General features: G+C 57.2%; 24 protein-coding genes. 21 read left to right on the forward strand and 3 right to left on the reverse strand.

Features of this window, described 5'->3' with window-relative positions; all coding sequences use genetic code 11:
* The first annotated feature begins 57 nt into the window (after positions 1-57).
* The 17 genes from PO881_RS23950 to repA all read left to right on the forward strand — a co-directional run bounded on the left by PO881_RS23950 (position 58) and on the right by repA (position 17,259).
* The gene (locus PO881_RS23950) at positions 58-681 is read left to right on the forward strand and encodes a conjugal transfer protein (protein WP_280173395.1); all 624 of its coding nucleotides are present in this window, start codon (positions 58-60) and stop codon (positions 679-681) included.
* Positions 653-3,703, forward strand: coding sequence for an ATP-binding protein (locus PO881_RS23955; RefSeq protein WP_280173396.1), 3,051 nt, complete (start codon positions 653-655; stop codon positions 3,701-3,703). Before PO881_RS23950 ends, PO881_RS23955 begins: the two co-directional genes overlap by 29 nt.
* An 18-nt stretch (positions 3,704-3,721) precedes the next feature.
* The gene (traW, locus tag PO881_RS23960; RefSeq protein ID WP_280173397.1) at positions 3,722-4,945 is read left to right on the forward strand and encodes a conjugal transfer protein TraW; all 1,224 of its coding nucleotides are present in this window, start codon (positions 3,722-3,724) and stop codon (positions 4,943-4,945) included.
* Positions 4,946-4,963: 18 nt separating this feature from the next.
* Entirely contained in the window at positions 4,964-5,725 is a 762-nt protein-coding gene (locus PO881_RS23965; protein ID WP_280173398.1) for a prepilin peptidase-dependent protein, read from the forward strand.
* Positions 5,722-6,294, forward strand: a complete 573-nt coding sequence (gene traX, locus PO881_RS23970) for a conjugal transfer protein TraX (protein ID WP_280173399.1) — start codon at positions 5,722-5,724, stop codon at positions 6,292-6,294. The genes PO881_RS23965 and traX overlap by 4 nt, the downstream gene beginning before the upstream one ends.
* An 11-nt stretch (positions 6,295-6,305) precedes the next feature.
* On the forward strand, positions 6,306-6,482 hold the full coding sequence (locus PO881_RS23975) for a hypothetical protein (protein WP_280173400.1): 177 nt from the start codon (positions 6,306-6,308) through the stop codon (positions 6,480-6,482).
* The gene (locus PO881_RS23980; protein ID WP_280173401.1) at positions 6,463-6,681 is read left to right on the forward strand and encodes a hypothetical protein; all 219 of its coding nucleotides are present in this window, start codon (positions 6,463-6,465) and stop codon (positions 6,679-6,681) included. The genes PO881_RS23975 and PO881_RS23980 overlap by 20 nt, the downstream gene beginning before the upstream one ends.
* A gap of 29 nt (positions 6,682-6,710) precedes the next feature.
* Positions 6,711-7,133: a hypothetical protein gene (locus tag PO881_RS23985; protein WP_280173402.1), complete on the forward strand. Its 423-nt coding sequence runs from the start codon at positions 6,711-6,713 to the stop codon at positions 7,131-7,133.
* Positions 7,130-7,333: an Hha/YmoA family nucleoid-associated regulatory protein gene (locus PO881_RS23990; protein WP_222213606.1), complete on the forward strand. Its 204-nt coding sequence runs from the start codon at positions 7,130-7,132 to the stop codon at positions 7,331-7,333. Before PO881_RS23985 ends, PO881_RS23990 begins: the two co-directional genes overlap by 4 nt.
* An 88-nt stretch (positions 7,334-7,421) precedes the next feature.
* Positions 7,422-9,560 (forward strand): DotA/TraY family protein, encoded by a 2,139-nt coding sequence (locus tag PO881_RS23995; RefSeq protein WP_280173403.1) that lies wholly within the window; start codon positions 7,422-7,424, stop codon positions 9,558-9,560.
* Positions 9,561-9,626: 66 nt separating this feature from the next.
* Positions 9,627-10,289, forward strand: a complete 663-nt coding sequence (excA, locus tag PO881_RS24000; protein ID WP_280173404.1) for a plasmid IncI1-type surface exclusion protein ExcA — start codon at positions 9,627-9,629, stop codon at positions 10,287-10,289.
* Positions 10,290-10,399: 110 nt separating this feature from the next.
* Positions 10,400-11,614, forward strand: coding sequence for a conjugal transfer protein (locus tag PO881_RS24005; protein ID WP_280173405.1), 1,215 nt, complete (start codon positions 10,400-10,402; stop codon positions 11,612-11,614).
* A 15-nt stretch (positions 11,615-11,629) separates the two neighbouring features.
* Positions 11,630-12,772, forward strand: a complete 1,143-nt coding sequence (locus PO881_RS24010; RefSeq protein WP_280173406.1) for a thioredoxin fold domain-containing protein — start codon at positions 11,630-11,632, stop codon at positions 12,770-12,772.
* Entirely contained in the window at positions 12,759-14,951 is a 2,193-nt protein-coding gene (trbC, locus tag PO881_RS24015; RefSeq protein WP_280173407.1) for an F-type conjugative transfer protein TrbC, read from the forward strand. Before PO881_RS24010 ends, trbC begins: the two co-directional genes overlap by 14 nt.
* A gap of 254 nt (positions 14,952-15,205) precedes the next feature.
* Positions 15,206-15,712, forward strand: coding sequence for a phospholipase D family protein (locus PO881_RS24020; protein ID WP_280173491.1), 507 nt, complete (start codon positions 15,206-15,208; stop codon positions 15,710-15,712).
* Positions 15,713-15,846: 134 nt separating this feature from the next.
* Positions 15,847-16,101: a replication regulatory protein RepA gene (locus PO881_RS24025; RefSeq protein WP_280173408.1), complete on the forward strand. Its 255-nt coding sequence runs from the start codon at positions 15,847-15,849 to the stop codon at positions 16,099-16,101.
* Between the two features lie 291 nt (positions 16,102-16,392).
* Entirely contained in the window at positions 16,393-17,259 is an 867-nt protein-coding gene (gene repA / locus PO881_RS24030; protein WP_280173409.1) for a plasmid replication initiator RepA, read from the forward strand.
* 1,269 nt (positions 17,260-18,528) lie between these two features.
* Here the strand turns inward: repA and PO881_RS24035 are convergent.
* Entirely contained in the window at positions 18,529-19,446 is a 918-nt protein-coding gene (locus tag PO881_RS24035) for an AraC family transcriptional regulator (RefSeq protein WP_010670295.1), read from the reverse strand.
* A 98-nt stretch (positions 19,447-19,544) separates the two neighbouring features.
* On the opposite strand from PO881_RS24035, the gene PO881_RS24040 reads away from it, so the two are divergent.
* Together PO881_RS24040 and PO881_RS24045 are read left to right on the forward strand one after the other, a co-directional pair.
* Positions 19,545-20,612 carry an aldo/keto reductase gene (locus tag PO881_RS24040; protein ID WP_033760287.1) on the forward strand — a complete coding sequence of 356 codons (1,068 nt, stop codon included), beginning with the start codon at positions 19,545-19,547 and terminating at the stop codon, positions 20,610-20,612.
* Positions 20,613-21,321: 709 nt separating this feature from the next.
* The gene (locus PO881_RS24045; RefSeq protein WP_280173410.1) at positions 21,322-22,341 is read left to right on the forward strand and encodes a LacI family DNA-binding transcriptional regulator; all 1,020 of its coding nucleotides are present in this window, start codon (positions 21,322-21,324) and stop codon (positions 22,339-22,341) included.
* Between the two features lie 782 nt (positions 22,342-23,123).
* On the opposite strand, the gene PO881_RS24050 is transcribed toward PO881_RS24045, so the two are convergent.
* Positions 23,124-23,939 carry a metallophosphoesterase gene (locus PO881_RS24050; protein ID WP_348273506.1) on the reverse strand — a complete coding sequence of 272 codons (816 nt, stop codon included), beginning with the start codon at positions 23,937-23,939 and terminating at the stop codon, positions 23,124-23,126.
* Positions 23,869-24,870 (reverse strand): transposase, encoded by a 1,002-nt coding sequence (locus PO881_RS24055; RefSeq protein WP_280173492.1) that lies wholly within the window; start codon positions 24,868-24,870, stop codon positions 23,869-23,871. The genes PO881_RS24050 and PO881_RS24055 overlap by 71 nt, the downstream gene beginning before the upstream one ends.
* Positions 24,871-25,356: 486 nt before the next feature.
* Between PO881_RS24055 and PO881_RS24060 the strand changes: the two genes are divergently transcribed.
* Together PO881_RS24060 and PO881_RS24065 are read left to right on the forward strand one after the other, a co-directional pair.
* Entirely contained in the window at positions 25,357-25,719 is a 363-nt protein-coding gene (locus PO881_RS24060) for a hypothetical protein (RefSeq protein WP_280173412.1), read from the forward strand.
* Between the two features lie 225 nt (positions 25,720-25,944).
* Positions 25,945-26,181: a hypothetical protein gene (locus PO881_RS24065; RefSeq protein WP_280173413.1), complete on the forward strand. Its 237-nt coding sequence runs from the start codon at positions 25,945-25,947 to the stop codon at positions 26,179-26,181.
* Positions 26,182-26,553: the final 372 nt, after the last annotated feature.

The following is a 26,553-nucleotide window of genomic DNA, read 5'->3' on the forward strand; positions in this document are numbered from 1 at the left end:
TCTGATAACTCCCGGATTTCCCGGACAGTTCTCCTCTTGTTCGAACAGGACATCACTATGGTTTTGAATCATACGCCGGCTCCGGTGGCAGGTTCTCTGCTGCCGCTTGTACCGGACGTCAGCGGTGAAGACGAATCCCCGCGACCTGTGGCGCTGTCTCCCGGGGAGCCATGCCGCTGCTGCGGTACGCGCGCGCAGCGCCTGTGGCAGGGGCCGGACGCGCAGCCGGTCTGCACGCTGTGCTGGCTGACCGTTAACCTCGACAGCCCCACTGCCGCGCACGGGCACCTCGCCTGGCTGCCTGACGCTCCCGCCGCCGACATCATCAATCTGCAGCGCCGCGCGCTTATCGGGCAGCAGAGCGAGAGTAAAGCCGTGCGTAAACAGGGCAGGCGCGTCTGGAACTGGCTGGCCCGCCACGCACGCGAGGTGGAGGGCATGTGGGGCACCTCCCGCGCGCCCGAGTTCGCCGCAGCCTTCGCGCGACTTCCGCCTGTAAAGCGCGCGCAGATGCAACAGCGGCTCGAGGGCTGCGTGCTCATCCTGCCCGCTGACGTTTTTACCGACCTGACCCTGCTGCTGCCGCTGGGCCGCACCGCCGATAACGCGGTGCATACCCCGGCATGGGCGACCTATACCCGGAGCGATCTCTATGCCAAACCGCCTCATCCGCTGGACTGAAGAAGTGATCACCGCCGCGACGCGCTTTGCCGTGTCGCGCGATCTGCCCGACTACTGCGACCTTCAGACCGTGGTGCGCCTCACCGACGACGATCGCATTCGTCACCCGGAGCTGAGCGCGCCGTACATCATGGTCACTCATCGCGGTGACTATCTGACGGTTTATGAAGTTGCCGGCAGCTACAGTGAGGCAGACGAAAAGCTGGCCGCCGCGCATGACGATGCGTGGCAGGGGCGGCTTGACCGCATGACGGAGTCCTTAAACTCCCACTATCGCCATACGGGTCATAAAATCAGCACCGTACACGAGTGCGATCCGGACGGCGGCGGTGCTGTCATCCGTCGGCTGCTGGCGCCGCAGTATCAGTCACTGAAGCGCACCGGCCTGGATCTGAAATACATGCTCGATGAGCAGGTGAAGAAGCTCACGCCGTGGGTCAACGCGGAGCGCACCTGGCTTGTCTGCTACAGCGGCCGCGGCGTGCTGGCCGGGCACGAACTGCGTGATGAAAACGCCCGCCTGAAGGCGCTGGTGAAGGGCAGCCCGGCGGCCGCCTTTGGGCAGAATCCGCTGCTCACCGAGCTGGCGGGCCTTAAAATTCGCCACGACGCCTTCCTCTCGCAGGTTGAGCGGGCGCTCGGCGACAGCGGCAGGGGCGTACTGATGCGCCGCATCGATGCGCACGAAGCCGGGCGCGTGCTGCGCGCGCAGGTGGACCCGGGCACGGGCGCTGACTGGCAGCCGCTGCTGCCGGACGATCGCATTATCCCCCGGGGCGTGCGTCAGGGGGAGGACGCCACCGCGCTGCTGGCCCCCTGGCTTAACTTTCAGGTCATGGGCGCGGGCGTTGATGAGATACGCAACAACCTGATCAAAATTAAAGGCGTCTGGCACGGCACGCTCGCCGTGAACCTCGGGCCGCAGAGTCCGCAGAGCTTTGCCCGCCTGCGCGAACTTATTCCGCGCAGCGTGCCGTTTCGCATCCGCAAGGACCTGATGCCCGGCGGCATGCGTCGCCTCGGCGGCAAGCACGTCGTGCTGAGCATGGCGTCCTGGGTGCCGGGCCTGAAACCGATTTTCGATTCCATTTCGATGCTGGCCGAACGCGAGATGCACGAGCCGGTGTGCGTGATGACCATCACGGCCGCGACCTGGGGGGACTCACCGGAAACGGTGACGCGCAACCTGACGCTGCTGCAGCAGGCGCTGACGTCGTGGGGGATATGCGGCGTCACGCAGACCTTCGGCGACCCGGTTAAGGCGTGGGTGGCTACGCTCACGGGATCGTCTGCGTCAGGCGGGCCGTGCCTGATGTATCCGCCGCTGTCCGAGGCGCTGAACCTGATGCCGCTTACCCGTCCGACGACGGCCTGGAGCGAGGACGGCAACGCGCTGTTTGTGTCGCCGGACGGCAAGCTGATGCCGGTGGCGCTGGCGCCCTCCAACCAGACCAAGAAAACCAGCATCGTGGCCGGCGAGTCCGGCGGCGGTAAATCGGTGTTCATCAACCGGCAGCCCATCATCCTGGCGATGTCCGCGCAGCAGCAGTTACCCTTCTTTGCCGGCATTGATAAAGGGTTCAGCTCGCAGGGCATGGTCTCGATACTGCGGGATGCGCTGCCGCCGGAGCGTCAGGACGAGGTGCTCAGCGTCGTGCTGCGTAACGACGCGAATCACTGCCGCAACCTGTTCGACATCCAGCTGGGGCTTTCGGTGCCGCTCAGCTACGAATCCGAATTTATGGAGAACGCGCTGCAGGCCCTGTGTATTGACCCCGGCACCGGCGTGCCGCCCAACGGCCGCGATACGCCGATTATTCTGCGCCGTCTGGTCAGCGACTCGTTTAAGGCCTGTCGTGAGGAACCGCGGCGCTACGAGCCGGGGCTCGTGCCGGAGGTGGACGCAGCGCTGAGTGACGCCGGCATCTGGGAGGCGCACCCGGAATACCGCGACAACGCTACATGGTACGAGGTGCGGGACCTGCTGCAGGACGCGGCCCATCCGGCCGCCGCGCAGCGCGCGCAGTTTCAGGCGGTGCCGGAGCTCGCCGACATGGCGCCGCGCCTGCTCAGCGAGGACTTCAGAAGCATGTACGGAAACATTCAGCGCGACGGCAGCAGCGAGCCGCTGATTGAGTACATCGCCCGCTGCCTGCGCGACGCCTGCGGCCAGTACCGCATGTTCGCCGGGCGCACGCGCTTCATGATAAGCCCGAAGGCGCGCGTCATTACGGTCGACATTCAGTACGTCGCCGGCGACAAGTCAAAGGCGGGCTATCTGCAGACCGGCATGATGTACCTGTTTGCCGGCCACATCGCGGGCGGCGACTTCGTACTGCCGCAGTATCAGGACGAGCTCTTTCCCGCGCTTCATAAACGCTGGCACCCCATGCACCGCGCGCGCGTGGATCAGCTCGACCAGGAGGTTAAAACCCGCCAGTACGACGAGCTGCACAACGCGAAGGGCGTCCCCTTTATCTTCCCGATGCTCGAAACCGCCGACCGCGAGCAGCGCAAGTTTGGCGTGCGCACCGTGCTGTCCTCGCAGTACTTCCGCGACATGCCCGACGCGCTGCGCCAGTCAGCCAACTCCGTCTACATGGTCGGCGTGGATCCGGAAGACCGCGCGCTGCTGAAAGAGCGCTTTAAGGTACCTGACGCCACGCTTGACCGCTTTGAGCGCATGGGCAGCGGCCCGGCGGCCGACGGCAGCGGCGTACCGTTTCTTGGCATCTTCCGCATCAGGGGGGGTAGCACCATTGCCCACATCATGAAAAACACGGTGGGTCCGGAGGAGCTGTGGGGCCACAGCACCACGCCGGTGGATATGTCGCTGCGCCGCATGCTTGAAAAAGACGTTGGGGCCGGCACGACCCGCCGCATCCTCGGGAATTCCTTCCCGAACGGCTCGGCCGAGAAGGTCATCGAGCACCGTCAGCGCACCGCGGGCGAGGCTCGCGGCGACAACGTCATCCGCACGCTCGCCACCGAGCTTATCGATAAACAGGGCTACGACCTCTGACCCCTCAGGAGTTCTGACATGCATAAATCCACACCATGGCGCCCCGCGGGGCGCCGGCTGCTTGCCGCCTGCGTGCTGGCGGCGCTGGCGCCGAAAGCTCTGGCGTACCCGACCGAGGAAATGAGCAGCATCCCTATTCAGACGCAGGTGATGCCAGCGCTGCAGACCATGCAGGCCACGCTGGCTGAAATCCTGTCGGCGGAGAAGGAGACCGGCACGGCGGTGGTGCAGTCCTCGGACAAAACCACCACGGCCATTACGGAAGCGGCGCGCACCCAGCGCGAAGCGGAGAACTTTAACCGTCAGGCGGACCGGCTGGAGAAGGCCCGGGCGGCCTACACGGTGCCGGACAGCATCTGCAGCGAGTCGGCCTCCGGCACGGCCGCGCAGGTGAGTCAGGCAACCCGCGCGGCGGCGTCAAAGCTTGCCGGCGGCAGCGGCGTGTCGAGTGCGGTCGTGCGGGAGACGCTGGCAAGCCTGCCCACCTCGCCCCGGCAGGGCGGCTACCGCAGCGCGCTGATTCACGCGGGCTACTGTACGGCGGAGGAGGCGAAGCTGTACGGCGGTACCGGGCTGTGCCCGGGCGTCTCGGAGCTTCCGGGCGGCGACACCGAGGCGCGTTCGCTTTACGACGGGGCGGGTCCGGCGGGTAAAGCCCCTGAGCTCACCTTCACCCAGGCGCAGACCGATGCGGCGATGGCCTACGTGAACAACTCTGCGAAGCTCGACGCCGGACGCACGCCGGGCAAGGGTGAAATCCAGACCGCCACCGGTCAGGAGTATCAGGGCCTGCTCACGCAGTACAAGGCGATGCAGAGCGCGGCGATGCAGCCGCAGCTGGACATGGTGGCGGCGAGCCAGCCGCAGGACGCCACGCAGGCGGCGCTCACCGAGGCGCGGCAGGCGCCGTCGGCGGAAAGCTACTTCCAGCACACCGCGTCAGCGCAGGCAAAGCAGACCGGCACCATGAGCGAGCGCGAGTTTGAGGCGTTCGAGGTGGGCCGCCGCTACGCCAACACCGCGTGGGTCACCGACCTGCAGGGCATGGACGGCGACAACCTGGCGCGCGAGATGGCGCGCCAGCAGAGTCTGGCCAACTGGCTGGCGCTCGGCATTAAAAACGAGCTGCGTCAGGCCAACATCATCAGCGGCCAGCAGCTGGCGCTGGCGGCCAAAAATGAATACGCCCCGCAGCTGCAGGCGCTGTCCTCGCAGATGAGCGCCGGCGTGAGCGCTAAGTAATCCCTTACGGAGCATTCCATGACGACAAGCGGTACCTTCGCGCCGGACGCCGGCGCGCTTTCTTCCCTGCTGGACGCGGCCGCCGGCCCGGTTCTGGTGCTGGACCCCTGCGGCGCGCTGTGGGAGGCCTTCTGGCAGGCGCCGCGCTGGAAAACGCTGTGGCAGGCGTGGCGTCTGGCGCCGGGACAGACGCAGGAGGGCGACGCCTGGGACGTGCTGGGCGCGCTGCGCCACGTGCCCGCGACGGACGGGAGCGAGGCGCTGGCCGCCGCGCTGTTTCCGGCCGACGGGCACAGCGACCTGACGCGCAGCCTGATGGCCTGCGTGCTGGCGTTCGCGGACGACACGGCCCACTTCATCGGGCGCTCATCCGGGCTCGGTGCGCTGGCCGGTCAGCTGTGGGCTGACGACCTGTGGACGGCTATCGCCCGCTGGAGCCGTCAGTATCCGCACCATCCGGCGCTGCAGGCGGCGCGCGCGCTGCTGACGCATGAAGGCGCCGGCGAGTCTGTTCTGGCTATCCGCGGCAGCATGGCCATCTTCCACCATCCGCACGTGGCGGAGACGTTCACGGGCGCGCCGGGATTCAGCCTCAGCGCGCTGCGCCAGCGTCCGGGACAGGTCATCTTCCTGACGCCCGACATCCGCTGCATGGAAAGTGAGGCGCTGACGTCCGTGTACGGCTTCCTCTTTAACGCGCTGCAGGCGCTGGCGGCGCTTCACCACGTCACGATTTCGCTCGCTGAGCCAACCCTGACCGCAGAAGGAGATCCCCTGTGAATGAATCTGATTCAGCCGCTCCGCAAGGAAGCGCAAAGAAGTCCCGCATCACGCCGAAGCGCGTGGGCTGGATAGCGCTGAACGTTGTCCTGCCGGCGTGGGAGGTGTCCAGCTGGAGCCGCCACGCCGGGCGCAACGTTTCGCGCCTGTGGCAGCGCCTGCGCGAGGTCACGGCAGGGCGCGGCGCCGGAGATTACCGCCCCGCTGGCTGGTCGCAGGCGGTGGCGGACAGCGGGCTACCGCCCGCCCGCCTTGCGCGTAACCTGCGCGTCAGCCGCTGGATATGGTGGGGACTGATGTGGCTCACCGGCCTGCCGGTGGTGGGGTTCCTGCTGATGCTGATTGCTGCAGGCAGCAGTATCGGCGGGACCGGCTGGCTGCGCGTGGGCTGCGTGATGCTCGTGCTGATGCTGCTGGCGGCGACCGGGTTTGTGCAGGCGCTGGTCACCAGCTTCCGCCTGTGGCAGCTAACGGAAAAACGGGTGTCGGCGTCAGAGATGGGCAGTTTTCAGGACTATCTGCAGGAGACGCGCTGGTGCCGGCAGGTGCTGAGCGGCGGCCTGCTCTAAGGAGACAACGCATGCGAAATAAAACGCGCGAACAGCTTCTTATCCGCGTTATCAACATGCTGGACGATGCGGAGCTGGGTGAGCGGCATGAGACGATCATGAACCTGGTGCACAGCGCCCGCCGTGCCTGCAGGGCAGAGCAGTGTAGCGGAACAATGCAGGTCATAGGTGCTTACGCATCTGCATAATGCACGCCTGAGCCTGCAGGGAACGGAAACCGAACCCGCGATTACCGTCGTCATTGATGAGGCTATCAGCCAACTTGACTCCGCCAGTGAGAATACGCTGTCATCCCCTTTCAGGCTGAATCTGGAATTCACAGAACCCCTGTGTTACCTGCTGATTTTTACCCTGCTGCTGACGCTTGTGCTTCATTTCGCGTTGTGAGCGGCTGACTGAGCTGAAGGAGGACTTTTATGTATATACGGCTCGATGTGTTTGCCGGCCTGCTCCGGGTGCGGCCGGGAGAGCTGCTTCACGCCGTGCGCACCACGGGCGAGCTGGACGGCATGCTGCTGCCTGCCCGCAGGCAGGTGCGCGGTGCGGCACTGATGTTCGATCAGGCTGAGGCCACGGCGTTTGCTGCGCGCTGGCACGCCCGTGAGCCTGCGGATCATCCCGCGCCCTCCGGCGAACCGCTGATACCGCTCGATGCGTTTGCAAGAGAGGCGGGCATTGCCCCGCTTGCGCTCTGGCAGGCCGTCAGCCGGCGTAAGCGCCTGCGCGGTATCACGCTGCCGGTGCCGGTCAGGTCCGAAGGGCAGCTGCTGTTTGAGCCGGCGGCGGTCAGCCGCTTTGTCAGCGCCCTGAGGCGCGTATCGGACGGAGAGAGCTCATGACCCGTGATGAATGGCTGCTGAAGTTCCGGCGTCACCAGTCGCCCGACACGCTGGAGAAGGTTTACGAGATGCTGAAATACAGCGGCGACCCGGCGGACGAGTATGCGATGACCTGTGCCTGGGACCACCGCAGGGCGGAGCTCGCCGCCGGCAGGCTTTTCGATCGCGTGCCGATGCACGTGTGGCGGTTCGTGGAATAACGTTAAGCGTATTCAGCCCGCCTGCCGTTCCCATACTGCCAACCTCAATACTTTTCACTCAGGTCATCCCCTGACCCACAGGTAAACCATGAAGCTACTGACAAAAATTCAGGCGGCGGCTCTGCTGTGCGCCGCGTCCTGCCCGGCGTTCGCCGACGGCGTGGACTACCAGACCATCAGCGATGCCGCCAGCAAGACCGGTGACCTGTCCCGGCAGGCGCTGGTGATGATATTCGGCGACGTGGTGCTTACGCCGTTTCAGCCCGGGCAGGTCACGCTTATCGGCTCGCTGTTTGCGCTGCTGAACGGCGTGCTCTGCTCGGTTGCGCTGGTGTGGTTCCTCATCGTGACGCTGAAGACGGTGTTCAAAGGTGGGCAGGACGGCAAGGTGTTCAGCGCCGGCCGGACCATGCTGCATCCCGTGATGAGCTTTGCCGGCTTTATTACGCTCGTGCCGACGGCGTCCGGCTGGTCGCTCTCGCAGCTGGTGATGCTGTGGGCGGCCTCCACCATGGGCATCGGCAGCGCGAACCTGTTCACCGACAAGGCGGCGGACATGATAAGCAGCGGGATGTCGCTGGTCGTGCAGCCCGCGGCGCCCTCCACGCGATCGGCGGCGCGCGCGGTGTTCGAGATGAACCTGTGCAAGTACGCGACCAACCGCGAGCTGTCCTCGCTCTATCAGGACGGGCAGGCGCGAACGGCGCTGATGGAAACAAAGGGCGGAAACGGCGACTACACCACGGGCAACGGCAGCGCGCTCTGCGGCAGCGCCCGCATCCCCGAGCCGTCAACGGGTGTTATGGACAGCCTGTTTGGATCGGCCGTGAACACGGCGAGCGTCACAACGGCATCGCGGGGCGCGCTGGACACCATGCAGTCCACGCTCGATGCCGCCGCGCAGGCTTACGTCGATGCCTATCTCAGCCGGCGCGATCAGGATACCGGCACCCTGAGCGATCCGGAGACCACCATTCAGAACGCGGCGGCCGCGTATGAAACCACGGTTAACAACGCGCTGAATCAGCTGAACTACAAAGACTCGCTGCAAAGCCAGCTGACGACGCAGCTTAAAACCTACGGCTGGATTTCGCTCGGCGCCTGGTACAACACCTTTGCGACGGCCAACAGCAAAACGAACGAGGTGGCCAACGCTGCGCCGGTGACTGCAGGGGCCAGCCTGCACGGCGAAACGGGCACCGGTGACCTGTATCACCAGGTATTTACGGCGTATCGATCGCAGGTGCAGAACAGCACTTACACGACGCCTCTGGGATCGCAGACGGCTAAGGATGATGGTGCAGCGTTGAGCGCTACTGATCCTGACGCCATTTTTACTAGTATTTTCAAAAATCCAGCCCAAGAGATCACTAATAAGATGGCAACTTGGCGCATAGGGACTGAGGCGGATTTTTCTGATCAAATTAATCCGCTTATCAAAATGCAGTCCATCGGTGACTGGACATTACTTGCAAGCGAAACTGCGTTAACAACTTACACGCTGGTCTACGCGGCGGCTTCCGCTGCTGATAATTCCCTGCTGGGCACTGTAGGAAGAATACTTCCGTTCAACGTGACAGCTGCTACCAAGGATGTCCTGACTGAACTGTCACCGCCATTTTATTTCCTGCTGTTGCTCTTATTTGCAGTGGGTTTTTCACTGGCGGTATTTTTGCCAGCTGTGCCCTTTCTTTACTGGATGGTAGGGGTATTTAACTGGCTGGTCAGCGTCATGGTGGGGTGTGCTGCCGGACCCATGTGGTCAGCGACCCACCTCGGTGCCGAAGAGGATAAGGGCAGCCGCAGTGCGTACGGCTATATCTTCCTGATCGACATGATGCTGCGTCCTTCTCTGATGGTGCTCGGATTCTTTTTTGCTTCGGTTGCCGTTATGGCGGGGGGGACGCTCTTAAACCTGCTGTTTGGAACCGCGCTGGCCAACGCTAACGCCGACTCAATCATCGGATTATTTAAAATGGTGGGATGGCTGCTGATCTACGCCCGCATTGCGACATTTGGCGTGACGCGGGTGTTCGGGCTGCAGGCCACGCTTGCTGATTACGTGATTACCTTCCTGGGCGGTGCTGGTATGGCCGGCATCATGGGTGGACTGGTTGAAGACGTCAAAGGGATGTTTGCCGGCGCAGGAGGCGGTGCTCGCAGAACGCCTGGTCTTCAGAAAGTTAACAATCCTGAAGGGCCCGGTAATAAAGACGGAGTCAGGTAATTATACCTGGCTTTATTTACAGTCGTGCGTATAATTTAATCAGAGGGATTGCGGCAGGAGGATGCCATGAAAACCATTCAACGTCATGATAACTGGGTTGATTCAATTTGGGCGCTAACCCGCTTACTTTATTATTTTTTGGGCCTACCATATTTGTGTTTCTTAGCCTTCGGTACGCTAGTTGCTATGTTCGGTGACACAATGGGTCGCCCAAATAGCGAACTTTATTTTTTCTCATTACTTGTTTGGGCCGGCATTCTCATTCCTTTTAGCTACCGGCGTTACATTGTCATCCGTCGCCGCCGTCAACTTAAGCAGATGGTCACCCTGCTCAGCAGTGACGAACGTTTCAGTCCAGAGAAGCACCATCAGGTTATGGATGCGGGCCGCGGTAAATATCTGGGTGTCGATATCAGGTCCGGCAATCTTCTGTACATCCATATGGTGAAGAAGGGCGTCGTCGACGTCATCGGCCTCACCATGCGTGACTGGACGGAGCGCGAACTGGAAGGCAGTACGCTGCGGTTGAACACGAGAAATCCTGAGGTACCGGTGCTGAGCATTAATGCGCATCCGACCGTGACCAAAGAGCTGTTTAATACTATCGGCGCGATGAGCCACAAGGGCTACTCAGAATCGTTCCCGCAGGAGCCGTGGCCGGAGTATGTTGGCCGCCAGAGCCGCTTTGTAGAGTTCGAACACAACGTGGTGGTCCCGCAGGTAGTCTGATATACCCCGACATTCTGACGCTTTTCCTCTGACACCGGCCACGCGCCGGTGTTTTCTTATCTGCCGTCTGGCGGGCCCTTGCGTCCGTCTCCGATCCCGGAAACTCTCACATGTACACCTCTAATCCGAACGCCACCGGCAATAACGAGCCGGCCATGGTGATGATCACCCTTGGCCTGACGCTGCTGCTTTGCTGGCTTTTCTTTGCTGACTTTGTGCGCTGGAGCTGCTGGTTCCTTTACTGGCTGTGGCGCTTCGCCGACTTTCCGCAGATTCACGGCTACGCCGCCGAACGCATCAACCTGCTGGCCGCGACCGGCAACGGCGCGGAGTCGGTGAAGCTGACCGAATGGCGCGACGTGATGAACCTCACCGCCGGCATTCTTTTCGTGCCCATGGTGCCGTTAGTCGCGGTGACCAGCTGGGCGCTGGCGCGTCATCCTGCGCTGGGCTTTCGCAGCCGGCGTGCGATCGATATCCATTCGCTGCCGCGTGTGATGGCCACCTTCGCGCCTAGCGTCGTCCCCGTGCTGTCCGGGCATCGCGGTGACGGGCTCATGAACGACACCACGCCGGAAAACGCTTGGGCGCTGAAGCCCGAAGAGTTTGCGGAGCAACACGGGCTGATCAAGCGTCGAGTACTCGATCGCGACGCGGCAAAAGCCCTGTTCGATGCACAGAACGGGCCGGCCATAACGTCACCTGACCAGTGGCAGCCGCATGAGCGTGCGCTGCTGGCCGTCTTTGGCCTGCAGGTGTTCACCGGTGACAGGAAGGCGGCCACCACGCTGCTGGATGACCTGAACCGCTCCTGCATGACCCGCCGGCTGTTTCGCGCGCCGGAATTTCGCAGCGTGCCCGACTGGCAGGTTGCAGAAAAGCACGTGGCCCGCGTGCTGGCCAGCCCGGGCGTCAGCGGGTGGCTGAACATGCACGGGACGGTGCGCTCCGCGCTGGCCGGGCTCTACGGACGCGACCTCCGCCTGCCGCCGGCGCGCTTTCGCTGGCTAAAGGGCTGCGACCGCACGCTGTGGTACGGACTTCACACCGCTGACACCGCCAAGGTGTTCGTGGAGGGCGCGGGCATCGTGGCGCAGGCGCGTGCGGAGCGGATGGCTGCACGTATGAATCTGCCGCGCCCGCCGCTGATGACGGATGAGGCAGTGGCCGGCCTGCAGCTTGAGCTCGAGTCGCTGGGGCTCGTGTACCCACGCGACGCGCGGCCGAAACGCGCGAAACCGCAGCGCGACATACTGTTCCCTGACGCACTTTATCTGCCCGGACAGGGCGAAGATGAATTTTCTGACGGCGCCGGCGCGCGCTGAGACAAGGACATGAATATGAATTTTTCACGCAGAGAAGGCCTGTTCGTGGCTGACATCACCGGCGACCTACTGAGCGTCCGCCGCTATGCGACTCAGGACGCCGCCGGGGTGAACGGCACGCACTTCCTCAGTCCCGCTGTATCAGATCCGCTTTTTGTCATGCCCGTTACAGAGAGGCCGTGGTTTGTTATGCGCGGCGACGGGCTGTATGCGCAGAACTCACGTGATGCACTCGCGCCGCTTTACAGGGGCGAGGATGCAGGACAGCTGCTCCGCTGCATCAGTGAACTGCTGACCACTGTAGAGAGCAAACGCCTTCGCGGACTGAAACGCCGGAAAGCCGGCTATGCCTTTGTGGTGGCCTGCCTGACGGGGGCGTGGCTGACAACAGCCGTTATGGCTTCCCGCCTCTTCTCGCCCGAAGACCCGCATCTGCTCACTACAGTGGATGCCCGTACAGTGGTTCGTTCAGCGGCAGAACCTGCCGGTTACGTGCGCGCTGAGCCAGATGTCCCAACCGTAATGCCGTATCCTGATGATGCCCCGCAGCCTGGCCGTCCGCTTATACAGCAGTCTCCGCAACCCCGGCAGACAGCCACAGCCATCCCAGCCGACGGCTGGGACCTTCCGCAGAGCGTGCGCGCTGAGCTGCCGGCAAAACTTCATAACGCGGCATCGCGCGGGCTGTTCACCGTACCGCTGTCATCCGGCCACGCGCGCACGATTTACGTGTTCGCCGACCCGGCATGCCCGAACTGCCAGCGCATGGAGCGCCACTTTGAAACCGCTGCCGGCACCGTCAACGTGGTGATTTTTCCGGTCACCATCGAGGGCGGCGAGGCGTCACTGAAAACGCTGACGCCGGTAATGGCACTGCCCGAGGCCGAACGTCCTGCCGCCTGGAAGCAGCTGTTTGCCGCCGATGCCGGTATCGGCGTGCCGGGCGCCGCAACGGCCGCACCGGCGGTCACCAGTGCGACCCTGGCGGAAACAGCGCGCGGGGCGATTGGCGTCAACGAGGTGGCCTTCCGGGCCTACCTACTGCCGGGCACCCCCTGGACGATTTCAGACGACGGCCGCTACGTGCCGCAGAGCGTACTGAGTTCGCCGGCGGCGCTTACGGACTTTTTAAACGGAGGCGATCATGGCGGACAATAACGCTGCGCTCGACAGCGCGCGCGTCAACCGGCACGCTGGCCGCTCGTGGCTCATCGACGTACTGAGCGAGACCGGCACGCTGGCCTGGGGGATGCTGGCCGCTGTGGTGGCCGGCATCGTCTGGCCCGCCACGCTGGTGCTGAGCCTGCCGGTGCTGACGTTCTGGGCGCTGGTCGTGGCGCCCGCCGGCCGCTGGAAGATGCCGATGCGCATGCCGACCGACATTAACCGGGACGACCCGTCGACCGAGCGAAAGGTGCCGGCAAAGGTGCTGGGCTTTCTGCCGGTGGCCACCGTGCGCATTCACACCAGTCGCGCGGCCGGTATCCTGTACGCCGGCTACCTGCGCGGCAGGGACGCCGGGCGGGAGCTGTGGCTCTCCATGGACGACCTGACGCGTCACGTGCTGATGTTCGGCACCACAGGCGCCGGTAAAACGGAGACGCTGCTGGGCTGGGTGTTTAACGCGCTGTGCTGGGGTAAGGGCGTCATTTTTTCTGACCACAAGGCGCAGAACGACGTGGCGCTGGCCATGATGTCCATGGCCCGACGCTTTGGCCGTGAGGACGACCTGCGCATGATGAACTTCATCACCGGCGGTCGCTCCCGCGCGCAGGAGCTGCTGGAAGACGTGAAGGGCCGCCCGCAGACGAACACCACCAACGTGTTCGGCATCGCGCAGGAGACCTACACCATCAACCTGATGGATTCCATGCTGCCCAAAACCGGCGGCAGCGGCGGCGACTGGCAGGAAAAGGCCCGCTCCATGAACCAGGCGCTGGTGACCGCGCTGGTCTATAAGTGCCGTCGCGAGGGCACGGTGATGTCGCAGCGCACCATTCAGGCGCACCTGCCGCTGCGCAAAATTGCCGGGCTCTACGTGCAGGCGGTAGAGGAGCAGTGGCACGAGGAAATCCGCGTGGCGCTGGAGAACTACCTCAGCACGCTGGCCGGCTTTGACATGGACAAGGTGGCCACGCCGTCCGAGTGGGACCCGGAGGCGAACCGCCAGCACGGCTACCTGATGCAGCAGTACACGCGCATGCTGACCCTGTTCAACGACACCTATGGTCACGTCTTTGCGCGCGACGCGGGCGACATCGACCTGAGAGACGTGGTCCACAATGACCGTATCCTGATCGTGCTGGTGCCGGCGCTGGAGCTGTCCGCCACGGAAAGCAGCACGCTGGGCCGCCTCTATCAGTCGCAGCTGGCCATGATATTGAGCCAGGACCTCGGCGAAAAGCTGGAAGGGCGTCCGGACGAGAACATGAAGGTGCGGAAGTTTAAGGACCGCTTTCCGCTGCTCTGGATTATTGACGAGGTGGGCGCCGGTTACAGCGAAAAGCTGGGCGAGCTGGCCACGCAGATCCGCTCGCTGGGCTACTGCCTGCTGCTGGCCGGACAGGAGGTGCAGCGTCTGAAGACTGCGGCAGGCGACGCGGTGTGGACGCTGATTGCCAACATGGGCGTGCGCATCACCGGCAAAATTATGGATCCGAAGGACACGCTGGAAATTCTGCAGCTGATGGCCGGCACCGAATATCGCGCGCACATGAGCGCGCTGGTGCAGCAGGGCAGCATCCTCGGGAGCGGCCTGAGTGATGATCCGCGCCTGCAGGTGAGCGAAAAGAAAAAGGTCGACGTTGAAGAGGTGCAGGCGCTGCAGGAGGGTGAGAACGTCACGCTTTTCAGGGGGCAGGTTGTGCGCGGTAGCTCGCTTTATATCAGCGATGCCGACAAGTTCACAAAGGAAGCGGTGCGCATCAACCGGTTTATGGAGGTTAGCCCGCCATCCGAAGCCCGGCTGCTGGCCACCATGCCCTATCGCCGGCGCCGCAGCTATGTGCGGGCCGACCGGGTTCAGCACATTCTGCAGGTCCTTGACGCCCCCCCGGCCGCGCAGGATACCCGTGGGCTGGTGCTGACCGACCCGGCGCTTGCCGCAGTCTGTGAATTCTCCCTCGAGTGCGAATACAGCTGGAAGCAGGCGCCCTCAGCCCCGGTGCGTTCGGCAATACTCTGGCACGTGGTGCAGGAAAGTTTGCCTGCCCGGGGACGGGGCTATAAGGTCCGGCTGCACGAACCCCGTCTGATGGGCGTGGGGCGCGAGGCAATTGAAAAAGCCGCGCAGAACTACGTGGGGATGGCGTTTGAAAATCTTAAAACGTTTAGCTAACCATCTGTCACATATGGTTATTTACAGCTAAAGGGCTAAAGATTATTAGCCTGAGTCCGATAACAAACGTGAGACTGCTCAACAGTCTGCCACTGCTTAAATAAACGTTTGTAATGCTGATCCCCTTAAGGGCCTTTAAGGCCCTCTTTTTTTGCCTCTGCAACATCAATCATCAGCCTTATTGCCGGCCACTGCCGGCCACTGCCGGCTTACTGCAGGAACAAAACATGAAATTAACGTTTGCAGCGATCGCTATGGCGACCTCGCTGAGCTTTGTCGCGTACGCATCAGCTGCGACGCCTTCCATTGACGTCGGATTTTCGCCTGAGGGCAGCGCGGAGCAGCTGGTCCTCCGCACGTTGGACGAGGCGCACGAGAGTATCCGCCTGATGGGCTACAGCTTCACCTCGCCCACAATCGTTAAGTCCCTGCTTGCGGCAAAACGTCGCGGTGTGGACGTCAGGGTAGTGGTGGACGACAAAGGCAACCGCAGCAAAACAAGTCAGGCAGCAATGAACCTAGTGGTCAACGCCGGCATCCCGCTGCGCACTAACGGCCATTACAAAATCATGCATGACAAAGTGATCATCATTGATGGCCAGAATGTGGAGCTCGGCTCGTTTAACTATACGCGGAGCGCAGCGGAGTCGAACTCCGAGAACGCGCTGGTCGTACGCGGGGTGCCCTCGCTGGCGCAGATGTACCTGACGCACTGGCAGTCTCGCTGGGATGGCGGTACGGACTGGCGATCGACTTACTGAATTACGCCTGACAAAAGTGAGAGTGGTCCGCGCGCCAACGCCGATCACTCTCCAGCTTAAAGTTAAGTCGCTGATTTATGGGTTATGTAGTATTCTCTGCAAAATTCGCTCTGAATTTAGTGGAGGAGGCAGAGATGTCACAGTCAGCTAACGAAGTCACTTCCTCAGCAGGATCTAAGCGCCCATATCGCAAAGGTAATCCGTTAAGTGCTTCTGAAAAGCAGCAGGCAGCGGTGGCCAGAAAAAAACTAACTCACAAAGAAGTTAAGATTTTTGTGCGCAATCCATTAAAAGACCGGCTTTTGGTCGAGTGTGACAAACTAGGCATGACACAGGCTGAGTATATTGAACGTCTTTTAGAACAGGCGTTTGAAGCTAGCAATAAGTAATGGTATTACTTTCTTGTCGTATGTCTGTTGAAGTGATAGATTGCAAACCGTAAAGAATTCTGGCGGGCCACGCCGCAAGATGGCAAGAGACTGGTACTTACAGATTACTGAAGGCCAGAAAAAACGAAACCCCGATAATCTTCCTCAGTTTGGCGACTAGGTAGAAGACTAACGGGGCCGACTTATTCTGCATAGAAGCTGTTGCTCTATGCGGGGAGTATAGATTCATGCCCGAAAAACTGCAATACCCTCGGTGCTTACTCCTTCTGTGCAACATAAGCGCAGGAAGGCGTGACTGAACAGGTATCTGAAAACACTTCATTTTACCGGCAGGTAAAAAATCCGAATCCGGAATTCGTCCCCGAAAAAGGAAAGAAAACTCTGCCGTTCTGCGAAAAAATTCGTAAGAAGGCGGTGGGGTTTACGCAACGCGTGGAATTCCAGATGCTGGTTGCGATGTCGATCGCCCGTGGCGACCGCAAACGCCGGCCACCCAAGCTTCGTATGCGCGCGCTGGAAGCAACACTTCAGGCAATGTGCTGGTATCTGAATCCGCTGGCCAACCGCGTGGGCGCCTCGCTCACGACCATGAGCATCCGGTGCGGGCTGGCTACAGAGAAAAAACGTCTCTCGATCACCCGATTCACGGGTGCCTGCCATACGCTTGAGCAACTGAAGCTCATCACCTACAACACCGAGTACGATAAAGAGATCGGCTGTAACATCCCGACAGATATCACCTTCACGCCGCTGATGTGGCAGGTGCTGGACGTGTCGGAAGAAGCTGTTTCTGCTGCACGCCGTAGCCGTATCGAGTGGGAAAACCGCCAGCGTGAGAAGAGGGGGTTACCACGCGCAGACGCCGGTGAACTCATCAACGCCGCCTGGGCGTTCGTGCGCGAACGCTTCCGCGAGTACCAAAAGTCGCGCCGGGAGCACGGCATGAAACGTCACCGTGCGCGCAAAGACGCACCGCGCACCCGTAAAGACATTGAGCTGCTGGTCCGCACTCAGCTGAACAAAGATATCGTTAACGGTCGCTTCTTTGGCGGCCTGGACGCGGTGAGAGCGGAAATCGAACGCCGCGTGGCGGAGCGCATGAAGATGTCGCGTGGCCATTATGCGCGGCTTGATGACGACAAGCTTGTAACCACCTGACGCGATTCTGATATCCTTCTGTTCCAACGAATGGCGCTCTGGCGCAGGCTTATCCGCGTTCGCAATCCGGCCTGAAAGGCCGCTCTTTACCTTCACCCCCCATTCTTTCAGCTATCCGGTTTGCGCCGGAGGCCCACGCTCGGCTGTGATTCTCCATGTGTATGAAAATCATCCACTTGTGGCTGATGCCCGCCATAAGTCCAGGTCATCTCAGCCCATTAATTCATCGATGCAGCGACGCTGAAGTCACGCCGCGGCGCGTTTCTGTGTTATCCACATTAACCGCGAGAGGGTATTTATATAATCTCCTGACCGAATAGCCAGTTAACCGCGATTCGAACTTTTTGCAAACCGCGATGATCCTTTTAAAAACCCGATCTACCTTCTTTTAAAAAACCGTTATTACTTACCTTTAAGGAAAAAACCTATACGACCGCGCCCTGTGGACAATTAAATGCCCGCCCTCGCAGCGAACTATCGTTCGCGCCGGTTCGTAACAGGCGCTTCGCACCTTTAGGTAGCTCCCGCCAAGGCAGGCAGATCAAGTAGTTACAACACACAAGAAACCCCCTGCAGAAGCAACCGGACTTAAACCCTGTGCGAAATCCACCCTGAAAAGCGCCGCCGCCCCGGCCCAGAGGGCCGGAACAGAGTCGCTTTATAGATGGATGTTGTACCTAAAGTCAGAAGTGGCTGTTGAACTAAGGCCCGCGGTTCTTATCTTTCGTCTACGACCATTCGGCTTATACGCGCCTGAAAGGCCGCTGCTTAAACGGCGTCTGGCAGCTACCGTGTTAAGTTCCGTGCTTATCGCTTAAAGTCGCGTTTAACACCCCCCTAAGCGTCAGCAGCAAGCTGCCGCCGCCAAGGCCCCGGAAATCACGCCCTTTACGTCGCAAGCGCCGTAAAGCCCGCTCACCGGGGTTAAAAGGGGTTACATAAACTTCTTCATTGCTGAAAGCGGGGTTAGGCTAATCAGGGAAGGGGATGGACTTGCAGTCTTTATGGGGCATCAACCGGCTACGCCGGGCGTACGGCGCCGTTTACCATCGGAGTTATATCTCACGTCATCTGGCGCCTCCATGACGCCAGGGCGTCATTCAGAAGGCCGGCTGCGCACTGCTCGCCCGCCGTAATTGCTTTAAATCAGATTACGATGAAACATTACGTCCGCTGTGTGCCAGAAGCGGACATTGTATATTTGAATACTGCGATAAATTTTTGATAATTATGCATATGCATTAAAAAGACAATTATCGGAGTGGCCTGTTAACAGTTCTTATGCAGATTACGATAGCCTCCTGGCGTTCTTCCGGTATGACGTTTGAAGGCCAGAGAAAAAGAGGGAACAGATTTATATCCGGTTAATCTGGCTATCTCAGTAATACTTAAGTGATGCTTTCTGAGTTCAGCGCATGCCAGCTCCATTCGCCATGACGTCAGATAATTCCCGGGCGTTGAACCGGTAAGCTGATGAAACCTACTGGCGAACGCACTGCGGGACATAGCAGATTTTGCAGACAGACTTGCCAGCGTCCAGTCTGCAGATGGAGAAGAATGTATCAGTGTCAGTGCGGGTCCTATTTTCCTGTCACCGAGGGCATTCAGCCAGGATGTCCCTTTCTGATTAATCTCTAAGTATTCCCTCAGCATCTGCACCAGAACAAGTATTGCCATGCTACTGGCCACAATGTCGTGTCCGGGACGAAGCGCTGATGTTTCATGCGAAAGCAAAGTGATAAGGGCGGTGAGTGCAGGAGAAGAACTTTCCTCTCGTCGTGAAACCAGCACCTGAGGCAGATGTTTTAAAAGCAGCGGGCTGGAAGCCTCCTCAAATACGAATCTCCCCCCAATCCCCTCACTGATAAGTTCTCCCTGTCCGTAGCGGACCACACCATCCGCTTCACGGTGAGAAGAGAATATCTGCCGTCCGTCACTTACCATCAATGCCGGACTTGAGCCACAGCAGTAAGCGTCACCCGAAGTCAGAAGATAGAAGTCCCCTTTTTCAAGCAGCAGAGGCTGCATTCCGTCCATCCAAAGCCAGAATTTCCCCTCAAGCACAGTGCCGAACTTAATGTGTTTATAAGAGGGAAACCGCATTGCCCAGGGGCCACGTGCTTCCATACGGGCCGTAAGGATGGCCTCTGCCTTCAGAAGTGAAAGAATATCAGACAACGGATCCATAACTTCCTGGACGAATGAATAATAAAAAAGGGATTTCTATAATAAAAGAAAGCGTTTGTCTGCGTCATTATCATTTGAAGCTTAACGGAGAAAACAAAATGAAATACGCAGAACTGGGTAAAACTGGGATTTATGTTTCACGCATTTGTCTCGGGACGATGACATTTGGCGGGGCGGATAATGCCGCCGGTAATGCCATCGGCCGCCTGACGGGCAAAGAGGCGGACATTATCGTTGGTGAGGCGCTGGACGCCGGCATCAATTTTATTGATACCGCGGATATCTACGGTATGGGGGGCTCTGAAAGCGTGCTGGGCGAAGTGCTGGCACAGCGACGCAGTCAGGTTTTTCTTGCAACAAAAGCGCACAGCAGAATGAATGCGGGCGCAAACGATGCAGGGCAGTCGCGCTATCACCTTATGCAGGCGCTGGAAGCCAGCCTTAAAAGGCTTAAGACCGATCACATTGACCTTTATCAGGTCCACAATTTTGATACCGTAACACCGATTGAAGAGGTTCTGCGGACACTGGACGACATGGTGCGTCAGGGCAAGGTTCGCTATATAGGCTGTTCGAATTATGCCGGCTGGCAGATTGCCAAAGCTTTGGGTATTTCAGGTGAACATAAGCTGGAGAAATTTGCCAGCGTACAGTCTTTTTATTCACTGGCCTGCCGCGACATTGAACATGAACTCCTTCCGGCAATTAAGGATAGCCAAACCGGACTGTTATGCTGGAGCCCTCTTGCAGGAGGTCTGCTTTCAGGCAAATTTGACCGCAGTGGTAGTCATGAGGCCTCTGCAAGACGCGCAAAAATTGAATTTCCACCCGTTGATAAAAGCCTGGCATGGGACATCGTGGATGTTCTCAAAACAATTTCTGAAAAACACCGCACTACTCCTGCCAGCATCGCAATAGCCTGGCTGCTGTCTTCTAAGCAGGTGACGAGCGTCATAGCGGGTGTGCGCAATGTGCATCAGCTCAGAGATAACCTTAGCGCGCTGTCTGTTAATCTCAGCGAGGAGGAAAAAGAAATGCTGGACAAGGTCAGTCATCCGGGTACACGTTATCCCGGATGGATTCAGTCATATAATGCCGCGAGCCGCTATCCGGCAGGCTTTCCTGATACCGGGCCTAACTGGATATTAGGTGAATCCCCTGTTTAACACGGGCTCAGAGCTATAAAAATAACTAAGCTTTTAATAACTTTGCTGAGTCCGGGTTCCTGACGGGCTCTGCTGACTCAGGCAGTGAACATTATGGTTAGCATCTATTGCTGTTAACATCTTCAATTTAACTCACTCATGCTGTTAGTTCCTTACGCCGGCTGAAAACTTTCGTAGAGAGTAAAATTTTATCCTATCAAACTATTATTAAGTATAATCTAATATAAAAGCTGATTGACATGGTAAGGCTGAATATTAATGTTTTTCATATGCAACTATTTGTTGCATGAAAAAAGGGTCTATATTTAAATCGCGTCAAAAATCCAGAGTAAATAATACTTTAAATATTGCCATTATTTATTGTGGCAAATAATTCTACTCATTGTTTAATGATATGATTCTGTTAAAAATTAAATGTCATTTTGGTCAAACTTAGAGTCGGCTGATTTGTTCGTAAGGAATGCGATGTCTCGCAGCGTTGCTTTTGAAAAAGTTCTATAAGTTCAAGTTAATTTTTATGCGAGTAAGTTTTATGTATTTCTTAAAGTAGAGTTTTGTTGGAGTGTTACTCTTAATTTTAAGTGAAATTTATTTTTCTTTTATGTGAAAAGAATATAAATTGAAGTTAAGATTGTAACGCTGGCAGTGTTATAGATTACTTACTATAGTTTGATAGTGACGAAACCTGTTAAAGTAAATACGATAAAATATGAAAAAATTAACTATTACTGAGTTTGCAAAGAAAATAGGTGTAGGTGTTGCAACAGTTGATCGGGTGCTTAATGATCGGGGTGGAGTATCGCCGGCCATGGAGAATCTAATACTCAAGGCCGCCCGTGATGCGGGACTTAAGCGTATTCTGCCGGAAAAGCATAGACCCTCCTGGCAGCTTGAGGTCCTGTTGAGCAGTAATAAATCTTTTTTTTTCGAACAGCTTGCTAAAGATTTTTCCATCCTGGCTGATAACTTAGGCTATCGCAGAATAACACTTCATAAAACTTTATTCTCTGAAGCTTCTCCGGAAAAAATGGCAAAACACATTGAAGCCAGCAGTAAAAAAATGGACGCTTTGATTATATTTGCACATGAGAGCCCACTTATTTATGAAATGCTGACCCTGTGTAAATCTCGCGGTGTCCCGGTAATAACCCTTGTGGCAGATTTACCAGGATCTGATAGATTGTGCCACGTAGGAATTGATCAATATAGCGCAGGCCGTACATCAGGCTTTGTACTTGGTGGTATGCTACCATCACATGGGGACGTGGTGATAATTAGCGGCCGTACGCAATACGCAGTCCATCGTCAGCGTGTCGATGGCTTTATTTCAGTAATGCAGAAATTTTATCCTAAAATCAATGTGCGCGAACCTATTTACAGTCAGGATGAACGGGAGCTTATCAGTCTTTTATTAAACCGAACCCTTGCATCTGATAAAGATATTGTCGGAATTTATAATACAGGCATGGGTAACACTCAGGTTAGTGAGATTTTGAATGATTATAATCTTAGAGGTAAAGTAGTTTACGTCACTCATGAACTTTACAATACAACACGGCAATTACTCGAACAACGAGTGCTGACATTGACCATAGATCAAAATACGTTGAGGCATGCTCAGCTGGCAATAACACTGGCGCTACATTATCTTGAAATGGGTGAGCAGCCTGATGAATATAAGTCAGGAAAGGTTGATTTTATGCTGTACACTCCTGAAAATTATAGGTGATATAAAATTGGTTACGATTGATTCAGAATAATGGCCCCCTCATTAGTACTCTTAATCTTCCGCTGGTTGATAAAACCCCTATAACTCTGAATGTCGGACCGCAACGAGCTGTCGCAGATACAATATGTTGTAGTTTTCTAAGCTACTATCGATACTACACATAGTAGATTCAAGATAAGCGGCAAGCCAACACCAGGCCAGGGATTCAGGAGTTTTCAGCCACTGCACGTCTTCGGCCCCCTGCGGTTTTTTTTTGCCTAAAGCGGGTTATTTATCCTGCAGATACCGTGGGATCCGTCCGGAACGCTGCCCGAGATACGCTTGCTATCTTGCCGATGCCTTTTATCATTAAGCTCAAACGGCGGCTGCTCCGACCGGCCACGATAAGAGCAAAAGCCACTGAATACCTCTTTGAACCGCCTGCACGGCGGTTTTTTTATTCTTCTCTCGGCGTTACGTGATCGGCAGCACATGGTTTGTGCCGTTCGCTTTTTTTTAGCAAGGCTTACAGGTGACAGCGTTCGCTGAACGCCGGATTTTCCGGGATGCATAACCTTTTCTCCCCGGCTGCTTCCGCAGCTGACCCACTCAGATGGCGGTTTTTTGCCTGTCGCCTGCATGTGCGATAGGTATGTTATGTCTATTTTGGCAAAATTACACTGTCATCGTACATTTGACGTCCGCTTTTCGCTCATAGCGGACATTAATATCAACCCGGACAGCTTTAAGATGGTGGTTATGGCAAATGCCGCAGATCCCATTTTACGGATAACTATAAATTCTCAGACACAGACATGATGGCTGCTAAGTTTCCCCCGCTCATAACGGTGAATCATCAGCATGGGGCTTTCACGCACGGGCGGAACACTTACCGACCCAAACCATAATGGATTGGCAGGGCAGACCGAACCACAGATGTTTGCCGGGATTCCCGCAAAGGTGCCACCAACAGGGCGGTGAACGTGTCCTGAAGAAACAGCCAGCAGCCTGTCCGGGTATCTTCTTATCAGCTCTTCAAACTCACTCAGTCCCCTGCATATCGTTTCATCCAGAGTAGGTATCCCGGAAGGAAAAATGTGATGGTGAAGAAACAGCAGAACCGGAGCATCATCAGTCTCGCCAAGTTGATTTTCCAGCCATCCCATGCGTCCCGAAAGTGACCCATAATTCTGTTCGCTCACGGTTGAGTCCATGCCCGCCAGGCAAATTCCGCCTGCATTGTGACTGAAGTGCAGAAACTCTCCCGTAGAGTCAGGTAACCAGCGTTCGTTACCCCACGTCTTTCGCATACAGCCTCTATCGTCTGAATTACCGGGTAGTATCAGGGTGGGGTAATCCTGTTCTTCCAGTTGCGCAGCTATCCGGACGTATCCCTCATCCCAGCACCCGTCCGTCAGGTCACCACTCAGAACCATTATGTCCGGCCCCACCTGTTCAAGCCACGACAGGACCTGCTCCAGGCGCTGAAGGTGATCATTATCGGGAGCGGCGTGAATATCTGTTATCTGCGCTATCAGCATGAATACCTCACGATGAGCTGATACCGGCAGTGAATTCAGCATCAGAACCGAAAATTTTTCCGGAGTTAAGTACGCCATAGCACCAGTGAATCAGCTTTCGCATCACTGCCCCGATTGCCACCATTCTGGGCTTACCCCTAAGTAAAAGCTCTTCATAGAAGCTGCGCATCCTCTTATTACAGCGTCTGGCACAGAGTGCCGCCATATACAATTTTGCCCGCAGCTGAGGTGGTCCGATTTTAGACATCCTGGCTTTACCACGCACGGACGTCCCCGATCGTTTTTCAATTGGCGCTACGCCCATAAAGGCGGCAACCTGGCTTGCTGACTCGAAATCATGGCTCCGCAATACGATCAGCATGTTCATGCCCAGCTGAGGACCCACTGCCGGTATAGAAGTCAGAAGGTCATAGTCTTGTTGCAGCGATTCGTGTGCTTTAATGTGAGTTTTAATCAGCTGCTCAGTGGCTTTCACCTCTTCCCGGAGGATTCTGACCATGCGCAGGCACGAGCTGATAACGTCAGGTGGCGTATGCGTACTCTGGTATTTTTCCAGCCGGTTTTCTTCACGCACGGCGTCGCTCAGCAACGCATCACGCCGGCGGATAAGCGCGCTGAGGTATCGGACTTCATCCGAGGGCGGCAACCACCGCTGGGGCTTTTTCAGTAATGCATAGCAGGCCAGCATGTAAGCATCCACTTTGTCCGTTTTAGTCAGAATGCCCATGCCCCGGGCAAAATCCCGGCTGCGGTGAGGGTTGGCCAGCGAAACGTATCCTCCTGCCTCATGCAGTGAGAATGCAAGGCGTTCGTGGTAAACGCCCGTCGCTTCCATAATCAGATGAACGTCACCGGGGCCGCAGTGCTGCAGACGCAGCCAGCGAAAAATATTAGCCGCGGCGGTGCCATCATTTTTTATCTTTTTTGTTCGAATTCGTCCCTTTATCCCGTCATAAAGCATGCAGAGATCAAGGGTGTCTTTACTTACGTCTATGCCTACAGGAAACATCATCATTCTCCTCTCACAGTGACAGTCACGCCTGTTCGCCTTGTACATACGGAGTCGTGCTTCCGGTAACCGTTCAACAAAATGTGCTGGCGTGAAAGGTGAAACAGAGGGCCATAAGCTGCCAGACAGGATCAGAAATCGTCCTCAGGGAGGGGACTGGCTCACTCTGTTCCGTGTGATGGTAGCTAATCACCACATTATGTTAGATACAAGGGAGGGGGTTGGCCTTGCATGAACATAACGCTCTGCAACCGGCTCTGCCGGGCTGACGGCGCCCGATGGCATAAGAGCTGTCCTTGACGGTTTCTGGCGCCTCCATGCCGCTGACGCGGCATTCAGGGGCAGGCTGCGCACTGCTCGCCTGTCTGTCTGTCTGTCTGTCTGTTCCGATATCCTGCCAGAACTGGCTGCACTACAATGTTTTTTTGAGAATGTGGCCAGCATGTACTGCTGCCTGCAGATTTTTATAAATACCTCAGAGGATGTATGACCGAAAAAGAAGAAGCGGAATTTGCGCAGCTGATGGGTGCCGGAATAAAACAGTGCATGGTGTGGTATCGCGATCAGGATTTCAGCCGTATGAACGAGGACGCACAGGCGGAGCTGGAGAGTATCTTCAGCCCTGGCGACGAGTATGACGTCAGTGCCAGCCTGCAGATTAGCGTTAACATGATGATGATTGGTCAGCTATGGGAGGACAAACGCTTCATGGACTTCGCCGCCAGAGCTGCCCGGACGTCCTGTGACGGGAAAACCATAGGTAAACTCCCCGGAAAAATTGCCCTGAGGCAGCTGCTGGATGACGTCAGTGAAGTGCTCAGGGAGCCCGGGTTCTGTACGACAGAATAACGTGTTTAAATCCGCAGCGGTGTGTTGCAGCCCCTACTGACAGGTCGGGAACCGGACTTCATCCCTGACCTGCGATAATCATCGCCTGTACGAAATTTGTACTTATTACGCCCGCGGCGGTGGTAACCTGAGATTCAGTTTTCTCAGGCTACGGGATCCCCTTCCTGGTACGCCTGTTTCACTGTAAGCATGCATTAATTATCGGATACGGCGTCAGCAGGAGTCATGATGAGCACTGATGATTATGAAACCGACGAGGAAATTTATCACGATGCCTGCTTTGCGGCCGGCATGTGTCGCCTGAAACTCGCCAGCGAGGGCGGAGAAATCAACCGTGAGCGACTGGCCATTGAACTGATGAGACTGCTGGGCGCCGTGATCGAGAAAAGAGAAGAATGTCCCTCCTCGCTGCTGTTCGCCATCGAGCAGCTGCGCGGCGAGCCGGATGAGATGCCTGACTGAAAAAAAATGTTTCAGCGGAAACTAACAATGCCCTTACCATTCAGTAGTTACCAACTAAAATCTGCTTCGAAATGTGAGACCTATAAAAAAACTGGGGACTTAACCATTTAAGATAACTATATGAAAATATGGAGATAATTCTCATGCATAAAGGGGGGATGTATACTAGGCGGGTCATAACATTTCAGGTATAGCATTAAATACATAAGAAATTATTCACTTTTAGCAAAGCGTTGGTTATCCTAGAGTCAGGCCTAAAATATAGGGATTTTTAAGCCATGAAATTCTAATTCTACACGCCAATATCTAGAATAATAATCTATTCTTTGTCCTTAAATTATCGTTCCATAATTCTTTATAAATGAGATGAAG

The organism is Pantoea sp. SS70 (genome assembly GCF_029866845.1).
Taxonomy (GTDB): Bacteria; Pseudomonadota; Gammaproteobacteria; order Enterobacterales; family Enterobacteriaceae; genus Pantoea; species Pantoea leporis.